Source organism: Rhizobium sp. SRDI943 (genome assembly GCF_057653695.1).
In genome coordinates this window covers 302,654-320,540 of record NZ_CM172787.1, presented here as the reverse complement: position 1 = coordinate 320,540, position 17,887 = coordinate 302,654, and the positions used below count along the sequence as shown (strand labels likewise).

17 protein-coding genes are annotated in these 17,887 nt (G+C 59.8%); 10 read left to right on the top strand and 7 right to left on the bottom strand.

The window, feature by feature from the left end; translation table 11 throughout:
* Window positions 1–24: 24 nt before the first annotated feature.
* Together AC245Y_RS01625 and AC245Y_RS01620 are read right to left on the bottom strand one after the other, a co-directional pair.
* Window positions 25–729, bottom strand: coding sequence for a helix-turn-helix transcriptional regulator (locus tag AC245Y_RS01625; RefSeq protein ID WP_012756036.1), 705 nt, complete (start codon window positions 727–729; stop codon window positions 25–27).
* A gap of 479 nt (window positions 730–1,208) precedes the next feature.
* Window positions 1,209–1,586, bottom strand: a complete 378-nt coding sequence (locus tag AC245Y_RS01620) for a response regulator (RefSeq protein WP_012756035.1) — start codon at window positions 1,584–1,586, stop codon at window positions 1,209–1,211.
* Between the two features lie 28 nt (window positions 1,587–1,614).
* On the opposite strand from AC245Y_RS01620, the gene AC245Y_RS01615 reads away from it, so the two are divergent.
* Genes AC245Y_RS01615 through AC245Y_RS01600 form a run of 4 tightly spaced genes read left to right on the top strand, consistent with a single transcriptional unit; the run spans window position 1,615 to window position 7,574 of the window.
* The gene (locus tag AC245Y_RS01615) at window positions 1,615–3,921 is read left to right on the top strand and encodes a sensor histidine kinase (protein WP_017992927.1); all 2,307 of its coding nucleotides are present in this window, start codon (window positions 1,615–1,617) and stop codon (window positions 3,919–3,921) included.
* Window positions 3,908–4,333 (top strand): response regulator, encoded by a 426-nt coding sequence (locus AC245Y_RS01610; RefSeq protein ID WP_003545468.1) that lies wholly within the window; start codon window positions 3,908–3,910, stop codon window positions 4,331–4,333. The genes AC245Y_RS01615 and AC245Y_RS01610 overlap by 14 nt, the downstream gene beginning before the upstream one ends.
* Window positions 4,334–4,337: 4 nt before the next feature.
* Complete coding sequence (locus AC245Y_RS01605; RefSeq protein ID WP_012756033.1) at window positions 4,338–5,933, top strand: response regulator; 1,596 nt, start codon at window positions 4,338–4,340, stop codon at window positions 5,931–5,933.
* A 21-nt stretch (window positions 5,934–5,954) separates the two neighbouring features.
* The gene (locus AC245Y_RS01600) at window positions 5,955–7,574 is read left to right on the top strand and encodes a VOC family protein (protein ID WP_017992926.1); all 1,620 of its coding nucleotides are present in this window, start codon (window positions 5,955–5,957) and stop codon (window positions 7,572–7,574) included.
* 12 nt (window positions 7,575–7,586) lie between these two features.
* Here the strand turns inward: AC245Y_RS01600 and AC245Y_RS01595 are convergent, their stop codons facing one another.
* The 3 genes from AC245Y_RS01595 to AC245Y_RS01585 all read right to left on the bottom strand — a co-directional run bounded on the left by AC245Y_RS01595 (window position 7,587) and on the right by AC245Y_RS01585 (window position 10,675).
* Window positions 7,587–8,492 carry a DMT family transporter gene (locus tag AC245Y_RS01595; RefSeq protein ID WP_012756031.1) on the bottom strand — a complete coding sequence of 302 codons (906 nt, stop codon included), beginning with the start codon at window positions 8,490–8,492 and terminating at the stop codon, window positions 7,587–7,589.
* A 215-nt stretch (window positions 8,493–8,707) separates the two neighbouring features.
* Entirely contained in the window at window positions 8,708–10,192 is a 1,485-nt protein-coding gene (locus AC245Y_RS01590) for an FAD/NAD(P)-binding protein (protein ID WP_017992925.1), read from the bottom strand.
* A 54-nt stretch (window positions 10,193–10,246) separates the two neighbouring features.
* A complete protein-coding gene (locus AC245Y_RS01585; RefSeq protein WP_017992924.1) occupies window positions 10,247–10,675 on the bottom strand; it encodes an OsmC family protein in 429 nt (142 codons plus the stop codon).
* A 145-nt stretch (window positions 10,676–10,820) separates the two neighbouring features.
* Here AC245Y_RS01585 and AC245Y_RS01580 point away from each other — a divergent pair, with 145 nt between their 5' ends.
* Genes AC245Y_RS01580 through ku (AC245Y_RS01570) form a run of 3 tightly spaced genes read left to right on the top strand, consistent with a single transcriptional unit; the run spans window position 10,821 to window position 12,233 of the window.
* Window positions 10,821–11,081, top strand: a complete 261-nt coding sequence (locus AC245Y_RS01580) for a hypothetical protein (RefSeq protein ID WP_011650444.1) — start codon at window positions 10,821–10,823, stop codon at window positions 11,079–11,081.
* Between the two features lie 46 nt (window positions 11,082–11,127).
* Window positions 11,128–11,361, top strand: a complete 234-nt coding sequence (locus AC245Y_RS01575; protein ID WP_012756027.1) for a DUF2188 domain-containing protein — start codon at window positions 11,128–11,130, stop codon at window positions 11,359–11,361.
* Between the two features lie 17 nt (window positions 11,362–11,378).
* Window positions 11,379–12,233, top strand: coding sequence for a non-homologous end joining protein Ku (gene ku / locus AC245Y_RS01570; RefSeq protein ID WP_012756026.1), 855 nt, complete (start codon window positions 11,379–11,381; stop codon window positions 12,231–12,233).
* Window positions 12,234–12,410: 177 nt separating this feature from the next.
* Here ku (AC245Y_RS01570) and ku (AC245Y_RS01565) read toward each other — a convergent pair whose 3' ends face one another.
* The gene (ku, locus tag AC245Y_RS01565; protein ID WP_017992922.1) at window positions 12,411–13,217 is read right to left on the bottom strand and encodes a non-homologous end joining protein Ku; all 807 of its coding nucleotides are present in this window, start codon (window positions 13,215–13,217) and stop codon (window positions 12,411–12,413) included.
* Between the two features lie 234 nt (window positions 13,218–13,451).
* Here ku (AC245Y_RS01565) and AC245Y_RS01560 point away from each other — a divergent pair, with 234 nt between their 5' ends.
* From AC245Y_RS01560 to AC245Y_RS01550, 3 genes are all read left to right on the top strand, one after another.
* Window positions 13,452–14,186, top strand: a complete 735-nt coding sequence (locus tag AC245Y_RS01560; RefSeq protein WP_017992921.1) for a GDSL-type esterase/lipase family protein — start codon at window positions 13,452–13,454, stop codon at window positions 14,184–14,186.
* A gap of 43 nt (window positions 14,187–14,229) precedes the next feature.
* Window positions 14,230–15,585 carry an O-antigen ligase family protein gene (locus AC245Y_RS01555; RefSeq protein WP_012756023.1) on the top strand — a complete coding sequence of 452 codons (1,356 nt, stop codon included), beginning with the start codon at window positions 14,230–14,232 and terminating at the stop codon, window positions 15,583–15,585.
* 67 nt (window positions 15,586–15,652) lie between these two features.
* Window positions 15,653–16,678, top strand: a complete 1,026-nt coding sequence (locus AC245Y_RS01550; RefSeq protein ID WP_017992920.1) for an acyltransferase family protein — start codon at window positions 15,653–15,655, stop codon at window positions 16,676–16,678.
* A 31-nt stretch (window positions 16,679–16,709) separates the two neighbouring features.
* On the opposite strand, the gene AC245Y_RS01545 is transcribed toward AC245Y_RS01550, so the two are convergent.
* Window positions 16,710–17,855 carry a right-handed parallel beta-helix repeat-containing protein gene (locus AC245Y_RS01545; protein ID WP_017992919.1) on the bottom strand — a complete coding sequence of 382 codons (1,146 nt, stop codon included), beginning with the start codon at window positions 17,853–17,855 and terminating at the stop codon, window positions 16,710–16,712.
* Between the last annotated feature and the right edge of the window lie 32 nt (window positions 17,856–17,887).

The window sequence follows — 17,887 nt, the reverse complement described above, 5'->3', positions numbered from 1 at the left end:
ATTTCCCCAATCCCGAAACCAACTTCACGAAACCAAACCATTCCTCAAGGCGATCGCCACCATATGAACGCGGTTGACAGCGTCGAGTTTGCGCGCGGCCGCGGTGATGTGCGAATTGACCGTATGTTCGGAGAGACCGAGAATGATGGCGATTTCCGCCGACGTCTTACCTTCGCTCGTCCATTTGACGATTTCCGATTCGCGCTGCGTCAGCCGTCCGGACATTTCCGGCGTCAGGATTTCCTCGTAGAGCTTGTCGAAAATGCGCATGGCGTCGAGAAGTATGTCGGCGATCTCACTCTGATCCGGCTCCTGACGCTCGCCGCTGAGCACGAGGCAATATCGCCGCCCTTCCGGCGTAAACAGCGGGATGAAGAGAAAGACGCCGCTCAGGAATTCGTTGAAAACCAGATCGGACGGATAAACTTCCGGCTGTGCGCTCCTGCCATGGACCGGCGTTGCCAGGAACTGGGCGGTCTTTGCCCGGACGGTGCCCAGCGCTTCCTTCAACGTCGTGATGAAAAGGCCGACACGCCGCTCGGCGACATTGGTGATGACGACATCACGTTCACCGAAAGGGGCCGAAGCCTCGGAAATGCGGGCCAGCGCAAAATTGTCGAAGTTGTAATGCTGCGCCGCCGATTTCAGCAGACGGAAAAAATCGGTGCGGTTGATCGCCCGGCTCAGCTCCGGTCCGGCATGAAAGGGAATTGCCGGGGCATTGTTCATTCCCACTCTTCCTCTCCTCCCGCCAATGCCTCTAATCCCGAAATCTTGGGATATACGTCTTAAACGCGAAGAGCTACAAAAATTGCGAGACGGTTGATGAGAGATATCGAAAACGGGGACTTTCGATATGTAAGGCGGAAATCATCAATTATCTCAACGACAGGTGATGCACGGGCAGATTTTACTGAGGGGCAGTAGTTCTTACCTGGGTATCGTATTCTTCCTGCATTCAACATCCATGAATGCGAGAAGGCAGTGCCAGACGTAAGCGCGAGAGAGCCGATGACCCATTCAGCTAAGGGGTTGGCTGATGTTCGTGGCGGCGAACGCGGGTTGATCGGTTCTCTCAGCGCTTATTTCGCGTTCCATATTCTTCGCTTCGGTTGCATCTTGTGATGCGTCCTCGACCTTGTCAATTGCGGTTTGTCAGATGGCTTGGACGAATGAGAGGAAACAGGGCTTGCGGCTTTCGACGTTTTCTACATCTCAAGATTGAGAATGATCTTGGCAAGGTCAAGTGGCTTTTCCAGATAGACATCGGCGCCGGCATCGAGTGAGCGGGCGCGGTCCTCGGCAGCATCCGATCCGCTGCAGATAGCAAGTCGCATCGCCTTGAAACGATCATCCAGGCGCAACCGCGTGATCAGGCCAATGCCGCTATCGAGCGGCATGTAGAGATCGGCGACCAGAAGATCGGGCGAGGTCTTGCCTTCTGCCGCGCGCGTCTCCAGCGCCTCAAGCGCGGTCTCGGCTGTGGAGAAGCAGAATAGATCGATGTCTATCTGCTGCTTTCTGCTCATATAGTCGAGATAGAAGAGGTCATCCTTGCTGTCGTCGACATAAAATAGGGTGGTCATCTAGCACCGTAATTTGGATATTGTTCGAATGAACCTCGCTGTCCTTCGACATCACCATATCGCGGTTCCACTAAAATTCGATATACCTCATCGCAAATCATTTCGCAAAAAGCGCGGCACCGCCCTGCCTTGGCTATTGAGTATTCCTCGATTTCGGAAAAGATGGCCGCGCAAACCGAAGGAGGACACAGGGGTGCAGGATCAGGGCAACGTGGACCTGCAGGACCAGCCAAGACAGCACTACCGAGCCTTTGCGATTGCCGTCGGCTGCCTGATGTTGCTTCTCGGCGCGACGGCGCTTACCGGCTGGCTGCTGCAGGCCGAGATTGTCATCTCGCTGGTTCCCGGCTTTCCGTCGATGGCTTTCAACACCGCGCTCTGCTTTGTGCTTTCCGGCGCAGGGCTGGCCGCCTCGACACTGGCCGCCCGCCGTTTTCGAATAATGGCAGCGATCACGATGGGGCTTGCGGCGGCGATCGCCGCGGCCCGCCTCGTCGAAATCGTCACAATCGGGCGGAGTTTTCACAATGTCGACGTGCTGATCTCGCGCTTTCTGGTTTCGCCGGATTTCCTCGCCGAGATCGGCGGCGGCATGGGGCCGAACACGGCATTGGTCTTCCTGATTGCCAATCTTTCGCTGCTGCTCTCGCTCCAGGTGGAGAAGTCGAGAAGCCAGGTGGTGCAGGAATTGACGAGCTATGTCGTTATCACGCTCGGCATGATCGCGCTGGCCAGCTATGTCACCGATGCCGAACAGGGCTACCGCTGGGGCCCCTATGCGGCGATGGCGCTGCACACGGCGGCCGGCATGGTAATCTTCGGCTCGGGGCTTCTCGCCCGCTCCTGGTGGATGCAGCCGGCAAACCGGGCACAGATCCCGCTCTGGATCCCGGCTGCGGTCTGCTTCACCGGTCTTCTCGTCGATCTCTATACGCCGCTGGGTGTCGCCAACGGCATTCTCTACGTACCGCTGGTGCTGACGGCGCTCTGGTTCGGCAACCGGAACGCGCCGCTTTTCTTCGCCTTTGCCTGCACCGTGCTCCTGATGCTCGGCTTCTTCGCCGTCAAGCATAACGAGGCGGCGTTCTGGCAGGAAATCGCCAACCGTGCCATCACGGCTGCCACGCTTTGGCTGATCGCGATCCTCGTCTTCTATTTCATGCGCAACAACTATAACCTCGAAACCGAGCGCGTCCGCTTCGGCGCGCTGGTGCGCGGCACGCCCGATGCCGTCGTCGTCATCGACGAGCGTGGAACGATCAGGAATTTCAATCCGGCGGCTGAAAGCATGTTCGGTTACTCCCCGCAGGAGACGATCGGCAAGAACATCAAGATGCTGATGCCCGAACCCTACCATTCCGAGCATGACGGCTATCTCGCCCACTACCGGCAGACCGGCGACGAGCGCATCATCGGCACGACGCGCATGGTCTCCGGACGACGCAAGAACGGCATCGTCTTTCCGATCGACGTTTCCATCAGCGCCGTCGTCACCGGCCATACGAAGACCTTCGTCGGTATCGTGCGCGACATCAGCGAGCGCGTCCGGCAGGAAGAACGGATGAAAACGACGCTTTCCCAGCTTGAGGCCTATACGGCCGAACTCGAGCGCAGCAACCACGACCTCGATGAATTCGCCTATATCGCCTCGCATGATCTCAAGGAACCGCTGCGCGGCCTGCACAACCACTCCCGCTTCCTGTTGGAAGATTATGAAGACAAGCTCGATGCGGACGGCGTGCGCCGGCTGAACCGGCTCGTGCGTCTCAGCCAGCGCATGGAGAAACTCGTCAACGAGCTTCTTTATTTCTCCCGGCTCGGACGCCAGCAGCTGGCGGTCAAACGCACCGATATCGGCCTGATCGTCAAGGATGTCGTCGCGACGATGGAGTTGCTACTCGAGGAACGACACGCCAAGGTGATCATCGACGGCCGGCTGCCGGAGGTGGTCTGCGACGCGACGCGGCTGACCGAAGTGTTCCGCAATCTCATTACCAACGCGATCAAATACAATGACAAGCCGGCGCCGCTCGTCTCGATCGGCTATCTTGATCGGTTCGTCGGCAAGGACGGCACGGTTGCCCGCAACGTGTTTTTCGTTAAGGATAACGGCAAGGGCATTCCGCGGGAATTCCACGAGGATATTTTCCGCATTTTCAAACGGCTGGAAAAGTCGCAGGATTCCGACGACGGGACCGGAGCAGGCCTCACCTTCGTTCGCAAGATCATCGCCCGGCACAATGGCGATATCTGGCTGGAATCCGAGGTCGGCACCGGCACGACATTCTACTTCACTCTGGGAAAAAAGCGCGAGGGGCAGAATGCAGCAGCGTGATACGCAACCGATCCTGATCGTCGAGGACAGCGAAGACGATTTCGAAGCGACGATGCGCGCCTTCAAACGCACCAATCTGCGCAACTCGATCCGCTGGGCGGCCTCCGGTCAGGAAGCGCTCGACATGCTCGCCGAGATGGTGCCGAAACCGGGGCTGATCCTGCTTGACCTCAACATGCCGGGTCTTGACGGCCGCAAGACGCTGGAGGCGATCAAGTCGAACGCCGGCTGGCGCAAGATCCCGGTGGTCATCCTCACGACCTCCGACGACGAACGCGATATCGAAGGCTGCTACGCGCTCGGCGCCAATACCTATGTGCAGAAGCCGGTGGATCTCGACGGGCTCTTTGCCGCGATCCAGCGGCTGAAGGAATACTGGTTCGAAATCGCGATCCTGCCACTCGAGGACTGACAGATTGGCGGAACACTGCTCTATTCTCATCATCGACGACAACATCGACGATCTCGAGGTCTATCGCCGCATATTGGGCCGCGTTTCCAGCACTGCCTATACCGTCGTGGAGGCGGAGACGGGCGAAGAGGGCCGTGCGCTGAATGGCCGGAAACGGCCGGACTGCATCCTGCTCGACTATTCGCTGCCTGGGCGCGACGGGCTCGGCGTTCTTGCCGATATCCTGGAGGATGATCCCGCCGCCAACGTCATCATGCTGACCGGCCAGGGCAGTGAGACCGTGGCCGTGGAGGTGATGAAGAGCGGGGCACGCGACTATCTGACAAAGGATTCGCTTTCGCCCGAGACGCTGCATCGTTGCATTCAGAACGCCATCATGCACGGCATGCTGGAGGCGAAACTGGAGCAGAAGCGGCAGTCGCTGGAGATTTTCACCCGCGCCATGGCCCATGATCTGAAGGAGCCGCTCCGGACGATCAAATCCTTCACCCGCATCCTGCACGGTTCTGCGGCGCTGCCGGCCGAAGACCGGGAATTGCTCGATTACGTGCTCAGCGCGGCCGACCATATGGAAGACCTGATCGTCAAGGTCTCGGGCTTCACCAAGCTCGAGGCCTCCGGCGGACTGGAGCTCAGGCCGGTCTCGCTCTCTGATGTGCTCGACCAGGTGGAGGACAATCTGCGCCAGCAGACCGAAAGCCGTGGAGCCGTCATCATCCGCGGGGCGCTGCCCGAGGTCATGGGCGATGCGACGCTGCTGACCCAGCTCCTGCAGAACCTGGTGTCGAACGCCATCCGCTATTGCGAGCAGAAGGTTCCGGAGATCAGCATCACAGGCGAAGCGCAGGGCGATACCTGCCGCCTCACGGTGCGTGACAACGGGCCCGGCATCGACCCCGAGCACCGCGAACTGATCTTCCAGCCGTTCAAGCGTCTCGTCGGCCGTGGCATCGAAGGCACCGGGCTCGGCCTTGCCATCTGCCGCCGCATCGCGCAGATGCATGGCGGCTCGATCTGGTGCGAGGCAGAAAATGGGCCGGGCGCCACCTTCATTCTCGAAGTGCCGCTCGCCGAGGCGAGGCCCGTGCCATCAGCCGCATCGGCCGTGCCGCACAGCACAAGGCCGGCGGAGCAGCAAGCCGAAGGTTCGGGCAGGCTTGCCGAAGTGCTGCTGGTGGAAGACAGCCCGGCCGACATTCAACTTCTGAAGATCAAGCTGATGCGGAGGGAGAAGGTGAACTTCAACCTGCATGTCGCCACCAACGGGCGCGAGGCGATGCGGCTGCTCGAAGAACGCGCCGGCATTGCCGATCTGCCGCAGATCGACCTCATGCTGCTCGACATCAACATGCCGATCATGGACGGCTTCGAGGTGCTGCATGCGCTTTCAGCCGACGTGCGCCTCAAGCAAATTCCCGTCTGCATCCTCAGCACATCAAGCGACGAGAGCGACATGCGGCGGGCCAGAAATCTCGGTGCGCGCGCCTATATGGTCAAGCCGCCGACCCTGCAGCAACTAGAAGAGGCACTCGAAGATGTCGAGAATTTGGAGTTGTTGCAGCGCGGCGATTCGCTTGCGCTTTGTGCGGAACAAAACTAAGCGATCGTCATTGGCAACGGTATGACCTTCGCAGCTCTCATACTCGCGCTCCTGACGACGCCGCTTCAATCAGGACTGCTCTCGATGGTATCAGGTATACATCACGTCACGGCCGTCACCCGAAAGGTGCAGGCGAACGTGGACTTTTACGCGGGATTTCTCGGCATGCGGCTCGTCAAGCAGACAGCCGGTTACGAGGACGCGACGCAGCTTCATCTCTTCTATGGCGATGCAGAGGGGACGCCGGGTTCGCTGCTGACCTTCCTCGCCTGGGAAGATGGTGCGCCCGGCCGGGCCGGCTATGGCCAGATCAGCGAAATATCGCTGTCGATCAACCCCACCAGCATCGGCTACTGGCTGACGCGTGCCATGAGCTTCGGCCTCAGCTCCGAGGGACCGGCCGACGAATTCGGCGAGCCTGTCCTACGGCTGAAGGACCCTGACAACATCATCCTCAAGCTCGCCGGCGCAAAGAGCCTGGTATCGCCGGCCGCCTGGGACGGCGCCTCGATCCCGGTCGAGCATGCCATCCAGCGGGTGCGCGGCGCAACCATGCTGACGGAGAAGCCCACCGAAAGCCGCAGCTTCCTCGAGAGCCATTTCGGTTACCGCTTCCAGGCCAGCCGCGGCACGATCGACAGGCTGGTGTCGCAATCCGGCGACATTATCGACGTGCGCGATGCGCGCGGCTTCTGGTCCGGCGCGCCAGGCACCGGGACGGTCGATCACGTCGCCTTCCGCGCCGCCGACGAGGAGACGCTGCTTGTCGTTCGCAAGGCTCTGGAGGCGACTGACGCATCGCCGACCAACATGCATGACCGTAAATATTTCCGCTCGCTCTATGCCCGCGAGCCCGGCGGTACGCTGGTGGAGCTCGCCACCGACAAGCCCGGCATGACCGTGGACGAAGAGCAGGCCGCCCTCGGGGGGAAGCTGTTCGCACCGCCCGAAGCCATCACCAATCTTCACGACCTGAAGGTGATGCTGCCGCAATTTTCGATGCCCGGCCAGCCGCGTGTCAATTATCGCGAGCTGCCATTCGTCCACCGTTTCTATACGCCCCCCGATCCCGACGGCAGCGTCTTCGTGCTGTTGCACGGCTCCGGCGGCAACGAGACGACGCTGATGCCACTGTTGAACAAAGCGGCGCCGCGGGCGACGCTGCTCGGCGTGCGCGGCCGGGCGACGGAGGAAGGTTTTCCGCGCTGGTACAAGCGCATTACGCCCTTCTCCTTCGACCAGAACGACATCAAGACCGAGGCGGAGGCCTTCGCGGCCTTTATCGAGGGCGCCGTCAAATCCTACGGGCTCGATCCTCAGAAGGTCGTCTATGTCGGTTATTCCAATGGCGCCAACCTTTTAAACTCGCTGCTCTACCTACACCCGCACCTGGTTCACAAGGCCGTGCTGCTGCGTTCCATGCCTGTGCTCAGCGATTATCCGCATGCCGATCTGAAAGGCACGGACCTGCTCGTCATCAGCGGCAAGACGGATGCCTATGGCAAATATGCGAGCGAGTTGGAAGGGAGGCTGAAGAGTTCGGGCGCCACCGTCGATTCCGACGTCATCCCCGGCGGCCACGATCTCGGCGATGCCGACATTCCGATCATCCAGAAATGGCTGCTGCAGGAAAACCGCTGATCTGCCGCGGCTTCACACCTGAACGCGGGATGTCCGGGCAATCATGATGCCGGCCAGCACGACGGCGCCGCCGAGCGCCTGCATCGTTCCGATCGCCTCGTTAAGCAGCGCCCAGGCCAGGATTGCCGCAACGACCGGCTGCAGCAGCAGTGTCAGCGAGGAAAAGGCCGGCGGCAGATAGGCGAGCGCATAGGTGATCGCCACCTGTCCGCCGGCATGGCTGATAAAGGCGAGGCCGAAGACGATCGACCAGCCATAGACGGTCGCGGGCAGCATATGGCCCTCGTAGATCAGGCCGATCGGAAAGATGCAGGCGGCAGCGCAGGTCGTGCTCCACAGCATGATGCGGAGCGTATCGAAGCGGCTGCGCAGCCTGCCGATCGCAAGGATGTAGCAGGCATAGAAGAAGGCGGCGATCATCGCGATGCCGTCGCCGCGAAGGTCGCCATTGCCGATGGCTGCCGGTCCGCCCTTCAGAATGACGACGCCTGAGAGCGCAAGGACAAGCCCGAGCGCGAAGCCGCGGCTGATCCGCGCGCTGAAAAAGACGAAGGCAATCAGCGTGACGAAAACAGGTGCGAGGTTGGCAAGCAGAGTCGCATTGGCGACCGACGTCATGGTGAGCGAAAGATGCCAGGCGGCAAGGTCAAGCGCCAAGATGACGCCTGGGAGAATGAGCATGCCGTAGTCGGAAAGGCTTTGCGGCTTCGGCCCCCTTTCCTTCTTCAGCAGCGAGACGATGACGATCGGGATCAACGCCAGCGCCACACGCCAGAAGGCCGTCGCCATCGGTCCGACTTCGGACAGCCTGACGAAGATCGGCGAGCCGCCGATCGCCGCGCCGCCGAGAAGGAGCGCCGCAAGGGCGAAACGATTGGAAGGCGAGGCTTCGGAAAGGGTGGGGGCGGCCTGCGACATGGTCTCGATATTTCTGGTCGCCCGAATGCCGGGCCGGCGGGATATTACAGCGCCGCGCGTCTTTTCAGACGCGCAAAGGACGCTGTAACACTTTAAATTGCTGCATAATTTTATCCTTAAATCGCCTTCGATTTAAGGAATTATGCAGTGATGGCCGAGGGACTATCAGAAGTCGATCACCGGGGACAGTCGAAGAGCGACATATTGGTGGAAAATCAGGCAGGATGCCTATTCGTCGCGCTGGTCCGCAGCTTTTCGGCAATCTCGCCGGCGACGAAAAAGGCATGCTCGGTCACCTGCGGCAGTCCCATCAGCTCGCCGAATGTACCGCGCGCCAGCGGGCCGGAGATCAGCAGCGAGGGATCTACCTTTCCTGACGGGCCGATCGCCTCCGAGCGCTCGGTGCAGGCAAGGCCGAGGCCGGTCGGGTCGAGCGCCAGGTGACCGTTCGCCGCGAGTGCTGCGAGCCAGGGTTGGGTGTCGAGAATACCGCCATGCGCCGGGCCGGTGGTGACGACGACGGCGTCATAGCGCCGCTCCAACGGCTGGCGCTGATGACGCGGCTGCAGGGAGCAAAGAATGAGCTCGCCCTCGATGCGCGCATCGGCGACCGAGCCGGCCAGGATATCCAGACGGCCCGAGGTAACAGCTGCGTCGAGCACGGCCTCGACCTGCGGGGCGATCCGGAAACGATGCACATCCCAATAGGGACGCAGATGGCGGACGAGACGGCGTCGTTCGGCGACCGGCAGCGCCTGCCAGAGATCGTATCCCTGCGCCCGCACCTGGTCGATCACCCCATGCCAGCTTATGCCCTGCGCCTTCGCCGCACCTATGGCGGTACGGATCCCTCTCAGCAGCGACACGGCGGAATGGGCTGCACTGGAGACGAAATCGCCGAAGAGTTCCTGCGGTACCAGCGGATGGCCGCGAGACCGCAGCCCGCGGCGCGAGATCGCGGTCACCGAACCGTCATGCCCGCGCTGCGCCAGCGAGGCGATGACATCGGCGGCCGTCAGGCCATTGCCAATGACCAGCACCCGGTCATGCGGGCGGATCACGTCGAGCGCGTTCGGCTTGGTGGTATCGGCGACGAAACGGGGATGGGCAGCAAGCCGGCTCCCAAGCCGGCCTGGGGCTGTCGGCGGCGGATGGCTGGTGGCGATCGCGACGATATCGGCCTTCGTCACGCCGCCTCTGTCGTCGCGGATTGACCAGCGGCCGGCACAGCGTTCGACAGCCGTCACTGCAGCGCGGCAATGACGCACGCTACCGTCTTCCAGCAGCGGCTTCAGCAGCGAGGCGACATAATCGCCGAACAGCCGGCGCCGGGGGAAGAGCGAGCCATCGGGCTGCCTGGCCTCAGGGTCGCCGGCGACCGCATCGCGGACTTCGATCCAGGCCAGGAATTCGCCCAGGTCATCTGGCTGCAGGCTCATCTTGGCGGCTGGAACATTGATGCGGTGGGCCGGATCGGCCGTGTCGTAGGCAAGGCCGCGGCCGAGTTCGGCACGCGGCTCGAAAACCACGATGGCAGGGCGCTCGCCGCAGTTGGCTCTCGCGAGATGATAGGCGACGCCGGCGCCGGAGACACCGCCGCCGATGATGGCGACGACGGGCTGTTCAGACGTCGGGAGAGGCTTGGGCTGCATGGTGGCCGGGATCATTGCTTTCGATGCCCGAGCATAGAAGCCGGGCATTGGTCACGCAATCCTCCGCTCTCGATTGTCTATAATTATTATGTAGATTTAGCCTTACCCCAATATCGTCGTCGAGAACTCGGGATTGCCGCGGATGGTGTTGCTCACGGTGCAGATCTCGTCTTCGGCGGCATGGGCAATTTTCTGCCGGGTTTCCTCGTCGATATCGCCCTTGATCGAAAAGGCGATGTTGAACTTGGCGACGCGCGAAAGGCCTTCCGTCGCTTTCTCGCCGGTGACCTCGGCAGTGATCTCGCTGATCTTGTCGAGAATGCCCATCTGGCTGGCGGCGATGCGGGCGCTGAGCACCAGACAGGCCGAGAGCGAGGAATAGAGCAAATCGAGCGGATTGAAACCCGGCTGCGACGGCCCGGTGACGATATCTATTTCGCCCTTGGTGGCGGAGGTGACGTGCGGGAAACCGGTACGGCCGAGAACGGCGGTGGCGCCGGTCGGGCGGGGACGAGCCTTGAGATCGGCCATGTTGAAATCCTCTGGCGAACATGTTGCAGATAGTAATTTCCGCCTGAGGCGGCAATGGCAAGCGGCGGCCCATCGGTTTCGGAACCTTTCGATCCGTCATCAGTTGAATACACCTGAACGAAATCAGTGACAAAGGTGGATTGCGATGCCTGACGTCCGCAGCATGGATAACCAAGGCCGGCGGATGGATGCTCGCGATCGGCTGATCGTTGCGCTCTATGCGCAGCTGAAAGCCGAGCGGGAAACCCGCGAAACGCTGGAATGGGCGATCCGAAATGGCGCCGTCTCACAGGAAGTGCTGGAAGCCATCGCTGCTGATCCGGTTCCCGTCGTCACCAGCGAGGATATCGCCTCGCTGGAGAAGATCATCGCGCTCGATGAACGGCGCAAAGCAAATCGGAACTAGCCGACGACATCATGCACCCTATTTGAGTGAGAAGAGGAGATCCGAAATGGCCGATATCACCTATCAGGTCGTGCCGCATGACAATGGCTGGGCCTACAAGCTCGGCGACACACTTTCGGAAACCTATGCGACAGCGGATGAAGCGATCATCCATGCCAAGGACGCCGCATCGCGCCAGAAGATCGGCGATGGCGATGCGTTGCTCGCCTATCCCGCGCCCGACGGCCGTGGCTGGGCATTTCAGGAACTCGAAACCGACAAGAGCGGCAGCCGGCTCTGATTGCGACGGAGGATGGAATGGCCGCTCGGGCAAGCTGGAAGGGTCATCTGAAGGTGGGCGACCTTGCCTGCGCCGTCGGGCTCTACACCGCCGTTTCCTCCTCCGACCGCGTCTCCTTCAACATCATCAACCGCAGGACCGGCCACCGGGTGGAACGGCAATTCGTCGACAGCGAGACCGGAAAGCCGGTCGAGCGGGGCGACCAGGTCAAGGGCTACCAGATGGAGAATGGCGATTACATCGTCATCGAGGGCGACGAGATCGCCGAAATCATGCCGGAAAGCGACAAGGTCCTCAATATCAAGGCTTTCATCGCCTATGACGATATCGACAAGCTCTATTTCGACCGCCCTTATTATCTCGCGCCCGTCGACGAACATGACGAAGAGGCGCTGTCGCTGATCGCCAGGGGCATGCGTGACGGCAAGGTCGCGGCGCTGGCCGAAGCCGTGCTTTTCCGGCGCAACCGGACACTGCTGATCCGTCCGCATGACGACTACATCGTCGCGACGATGCTGAATTTCGACTACGAGGTGCGCTCGGCCGAGACGGTTTTCGAGGACATTCCCGACATCAAGTTCGACAAGGAAATGATCGCGCTTGCGGGCCATATCATTGGCACCAAACAAGGCAGCTTCGAACCGAGCACATACGAAGATCGCTACGAAGCCGCCCTCGTCGAGTTGGTGAAGGCGAAGATCGAGGGCCGGGCGCCACCGAAGAAGAAACCGGCCCCGGAACGCAAGGTCGTCGACCTGATGGAAGCGCTGCGCCAAAGCGCCAAGATGAGCGGCAACGCTCCAGCAAAGAAGGCCCTGGCGAAGAAGAAGGCACCGGCGCGCAGCGACAGCCGCAGCAAGAAGGCAAGCTGAGATGGCCTCGACCCTGGCGGGCGATGGGCAATCTCAAGCGCACCCGACCTCGCGCGAATGCATCGGTTTGTCGCGCCGGCGAAGCCGCCGGACTCAAGCGCGTCAAAGTGGATTCCCGCGGCGCGCTTTAAATCTTTGATTTATATATGCAGTTTCCCGAAATCTCTGGCCACTTTTTCATTGGCGCGGCTTCTGGCCGCCTTCGGCCGCCAGGCTTTTTTTCAGCGCATCCATGATATTAATGACGTTGCCGGTCGATTTCACCGGTGCAGGTTTTTGCGCAGGCGCCGCCTTCTTCATGCTCTTCTGCTTGCCGCGGATCATCGACTTCAGGCGTTTCTGAATCGGGTCCTGCACCATGGCCGGGCTCCAATTCTTCGTCTCTTCCTTCACCAGTTGCGTCATCAGCGCAAGCAGCTTGCTGTCGATTTCAGTTTTGCTGTCGAGTTCGGCCACGGGGTCCCGCACTTCGTCGCCATAGCGCAGGGTCCAGAGAACGATGCCTTTGCCCAGCGGTTCCAGCAGCACCGCACGCTCGCGGCGATAGAGGACAAGGCGGGCGATGCCGACGACGTCATTCGCCTTCATCGCCTCGCGGATGACGCAGAAGGCTTCCACTCCGACCTTGTCCTCCGGCGCCAGAAAATGCGGTTTGTCGTACCAGATCCAATCGATCGAGCCGCGCGGCACGAAATTGTCGATCTCGATGGTGCGGGTGCTTTCGAGCCCGACTTCCTCGATCTCCTCGTCTTCGAGAAGAACATAGTCATCCTCGCCGCGCGGATAACCCTTCACCTGGTCCCTCTCGGCCACCGGTTTGTGGGTGACGCTGTCGACATAGCGGCTTTCGACGCGGTTCTTCGTCTGGCGATTGAGGACGTGGAAACGAACCTTGTTGCTTTCGGTCGTCGCCGGCGTCAGCGAGACGGCGGCGGTGACGAGCGAAAGCTTGAGATAACCTTTCCAGAATGTCTGACGTGCCATGTCTGTCATGTCTCCCGGACACGGTGGGGCATGGCAATCAACGGCGGGTTCGGTCTTTGGTTCCGGCAATTGACGATTTCGTTGATCGGATGCGGTCGGTGCATGTCCATTTCATGGATCGGCTGCCATGCCCGAGCATTGCGGGCGGAGAGACCAGAACCACTCTTTCCTTGCCACCGCCATTTTCCTCTTCAATAATGAAAGCCCCAAGACGTCAGGATATCGGTCATCTGAATGTTGCGAGTTTTCGCCAACCTCGTCATCGTCCTCGCATTGAATTTCCTTCTCATCGTCGGCAATGCTGGGCCGTCCTTCGCACAGGAATGCCCTGACCCTGCAAAAGCGACGAACGCCTCGGCCCAGCAAAAGCAGGCAAGCAAGCGACTTAATCGCGCTCTTCCCAGCTATCGCGTCAAATCGGCCCGATACAATCTGGCTCTTGTCGGCGATTCGCTCGTCGAACTCTGGCAGCCCTGGATCAAGGACAGCTTTCCCACCCGCCCGGCGATGAACCTCGCGGTCGCCGGCGACACCACGCAAAATGCATTGTACCGCCTCGATGATCTAGACCTTCCGGATTTCCATCCGACGGATGTCGTCGTGCTTATCGGCACGAATAACCTGGGTGCGAAAACGGCGCCATGCGCCGTGGCGGCGGGTGTCGTGGCTGTTGTCAGCAAGGTTCGCGCTCTTTGGCCAGGCGCCCATATTTATGCGTTGTCCATACCGCCTCGGGGCAAGCGCTACGCCTTCTACGAGGATGTCCGAATTCCGGCCAACCAACTTGTCGCATCGTCATTGGCTGAAATGCCTGGTGTCACCTTCGTTCAAATGAACGATGATATGTTGCGGTGCGGCAAACCAAGCGATAAGGATTGTTCCAACTACAAGCCTGACCATCTTCATTTCAATGAAGGGGCATACAAGCTGATCACGAGCTTCCTCGCCGCAGCGGGTCTGCAGCTTTAATTTTTGCCGCTCAGGTGGTTACCAAAACGTAAGGCGGAATGTCATGAGCACCTCATTTGACAGCTACCAACCGATTGGCCTGCAAAGACATAGACCCAGAGCTCGCGCGCAATATCGCATTCGGCGTGAAACCCTCGTTCGGATCCTCCTCTCGGCAATATTTTATATTTCCCTCTGGAGAGCGACTGGCATGTGGTACGGGCTGCCCGCCGACTTCCAGGAGGGTGTCGGCAAAGATCCCATGCCAATGCGACTGTTGCTGATGTCGCTCGTTCCACTCATCGGCCTCTACTGCTTGCTGGAGCCCAGGCGAGTCGTTGAAATGCTCCGCAGCGCCTCGCCGCTGGTCGGCATAATCTGCTTATGCGTCTTTCTGTCGATTGCTTTTTCCGTCAGCGTTACAGCCTCGCTCCGGGCTCTCGTCGCCGTCGCATTGCTGACTGCTGGACCCCTTCTTTACCGAGCCCGTTATGGAGCCGTCGACACATTTGAAAGCTTGGCGAAATTTGCCATTGCCACGGCTTTCATCAATATTCTTTACACGGCAGCCTTTCCCCGGTTTGCGGTGATGAGAGGCAGTTATGCCGGGATGGTGAAAGGGGCGTTCTACCACAAAAATATGCTCGGCCAGTTTTCGGCAACAAACTTCATCCTGCTACTTCCAGCCCTGCCGATGTGGCGCCTGCGCTATTATGATCTCCTGCGATGGGCGGCAATGCTGCTCTACCTCGTGCTCATCGTGCTGGCGAAATCATCGACGGCGATCATCCTGCTTTCGATCGGAATAGCCGTATACTACGGAATGAGCTGGATTCAGCGCTTTCCAGGCCGCATCTTCAGATCCTTCGTCGTTCTTCTTGCATTCGCCCTGCTAGGCTTCGTCGTCTCCGTCGCGTTGATGGGTGTGGCCCAGGCGATTGCCGAGTCATTCGGGAAAGACCTTACGCTCAGCGGACGTACGAATGTCTGGGAACAGTTGCTGCCGCTGATCTACGAGCGGCCGTTTTCAGGCTGGGGATTCGCCTTGTTCCGACAGCCCGATATCATGGAGCAATATGTTCGCCTTACGTGGGATGCTCAATCGACACACAACACCTATATCGAACTTGCGCTGAACATGGGCATACCAGCCACCATCATCTGGACCTCGTTCGTCGTGGTGCGGCTCGTGGGGAAGATGACCTCGTCACCCCTCAATCAAGCGCTCGCCATCACCAAGCGAAAGGAGGTTGTCATTATCCTCCTGATCTTGATCGGCGCGTTCACCGAAGCCGGAATGATGCTGGCCCCCTTCATCTTGTGGCCCCACACCGTGATCGCGCTTACGAGCCTTGGCCCGGAGTTCCTGTCCCGCTTCCGCAAACCGACCCAGGCAGGGGCGCAACATGCATCAGGCTAAAAAGATGACTTCAAATAATCGTAGACTGGTTGGCCTCGATGGGATTCGTGGCTTGGCGGCCATTTGTGTGGCAGTGCATCACACCGAAGGTTTCGTCGGATTTGATGCAGCACCTGCTGCCTATCTCGCCGTCGACCTGTTTTTTTGTCTCAGCGGCTTCGTGATCGGCCACGCCTATGAGAGGAAACTCATTCAAGAGTCTTCACTCTCTGCCAATGATTTTGCCATCAAGCGTCTCATCCGCTTATACCCCCTGTATCTGCTCGGTTTGCTGCTCGGCGTACTCGCATATGCCGGCATGTCGCTCAGCAGAAATCAGCAAATCGATCCGATGCTGTTTGCCACCTCGTTGATTGCCTCGATGTTCTTCCTGCCGGCGATCGGTGGAACATCGCTGAAGGCGCCGAACCTGTTCCCCTTCAACGGTCCGTCATGGTCCCTATTCCTGGAGATCGTGATCAACCTGGCCTACGGCTATGCGGCGAGAATGCTGTCCAGCGGCGTACTCGCACTCATCCTGCTTGCGTCATGGGTTTGGCTGGCGGCGCAAACGCTGGCCCATGGAAGCGCCGACCTGATCCCGCTCGACGGCGCCTTGCTCTCCGGATTTCCCCGCGTTCTCTTTTCTTTCAGCCTCGGCATCTTGATGTACCGCTACCGTCAGCGGCTTTCCCCTTCAGGCATCGGAAAAGCCGCCGCAGTGACAACAATCGTCGTCGCGACCGCTCTTCTCGTCTTCCAGGCGCCGGCCGCCTGGGTTGGCATAAAGGACCTGATTGTCATCACTGTTTTATTTCCTATCGCCGTGCTTGTCCTTTACACAGCCAACTTCGATGGCGTGTTGCGGCAGCCCCTTCTTATTGCGGGAGAGGCGTCTTACGCGCTCTATGCAATTCATGTTCCGCTGCTGGGCTTGCTGTTGGGAGCCTGGAAAGCCGCTGGCTTGGGACAACCGCCAGCCTGGGCGATCTTTGCCATCGTTCTTCCGCTGATCGTCCTATTGGCCATTGTCGTCACCCGCCTCTACGATGAACCGGTTCGCAAAGCGCTCAGCGCAGGAAAGGCCATGAGACTTCGCTGGCGTCGATCCTGATTTTGCGCGATCCGGGCCCCCGTCGCACGGCTTAAATCGAGAGATAGCGCTTCTGCCAAGGCAGCTTGTGTTCCTGCCATGCGCGCGGCGTGAAGTCGTCATAGGCAGTCTCGGCGATCGCCAGCATCCAGTTCTGGTCTTTGCGAGCCAGCAAGACGCATGACAATTCCATGCCAGGCTCCGCGGTGAAGGAGGGCCGATTGGCGCCTGGGATATCGATCCCCTTGTTGCGCCACTGGATGCGGATTTCGTCGGGCTCGGATGTCCATTCCCCGGAGGCAACGGACGCGTTGCCATCGGGCTTGAAGCGAAGCGGCGGCGGGGTGACGTTCAGGAAGCTGCCATCGTTGCGATAGTTGCCATCGATATCACCCGCAGTCGCTTTGCCGTTTCCCTTGAGAACGATGTCCTGTTCGCACCGCAGGAATATGTTGCGCCGAAAGCTGCCGGACCACCGACGGTTGGCGAAGAACGCGATGTCGCATTGGCTAATGACGTTGTCGTGGATATCGATGTCTTTGCGAAATGCCAGCTCCTGATCCGAAAAACCGCTCAGGCTGACGCCACGATTGGTGTTCTCGATCCAGTTGTCATAAACGTGATGGCCGGCGTGGTCGGCCTTGTCGCCAACGCCGTAGCCGAAGGAATAATCATTCATCCTGCCATCGCGCATGATGTTGCTGCGCACCACGGCGTCATCGCCGATCGACGAAAAGGAGAAATTCTTGCCGCCGATGAAATTGTACTCGACCAGGTATTGTCGCGTTTTGTCGCAGACCAGCGCGCCCTTGTTCGATGCGCTCGCCGGCGACTGCAGGAAGAGGTTGCCGCGGATCACGATATCGGAGCTGATATTGTCGTCGCTGTTTTGATAGGCGAATTGGCAGCAGTCTGCTCCCTCGCCCGGGGCCGCGCCGATGCGATTATTCTCCAGCAACACGTGCGTCGTCTTCGTCAGGTAGATGCCGTCGCCGTTCACATTCTCCGTTTCACAGCGCCTGACGGTGAGATTCTTGCCATTGTGAAATTTGAAGCCGCGAGGGGAATTCTTGACGATAACGTCTTCGATCACCGTATCGGAAAACACCTGATAGGCGACGCCGACATCGGGCGCACCGTCGATGACCTGTCCGCGTGTAGACGCGCCGTGAACTTTCTTTCGCAGGATGGCGGTCATTGCATTTCCTTCGATACCGGTGCCGCGGGGAA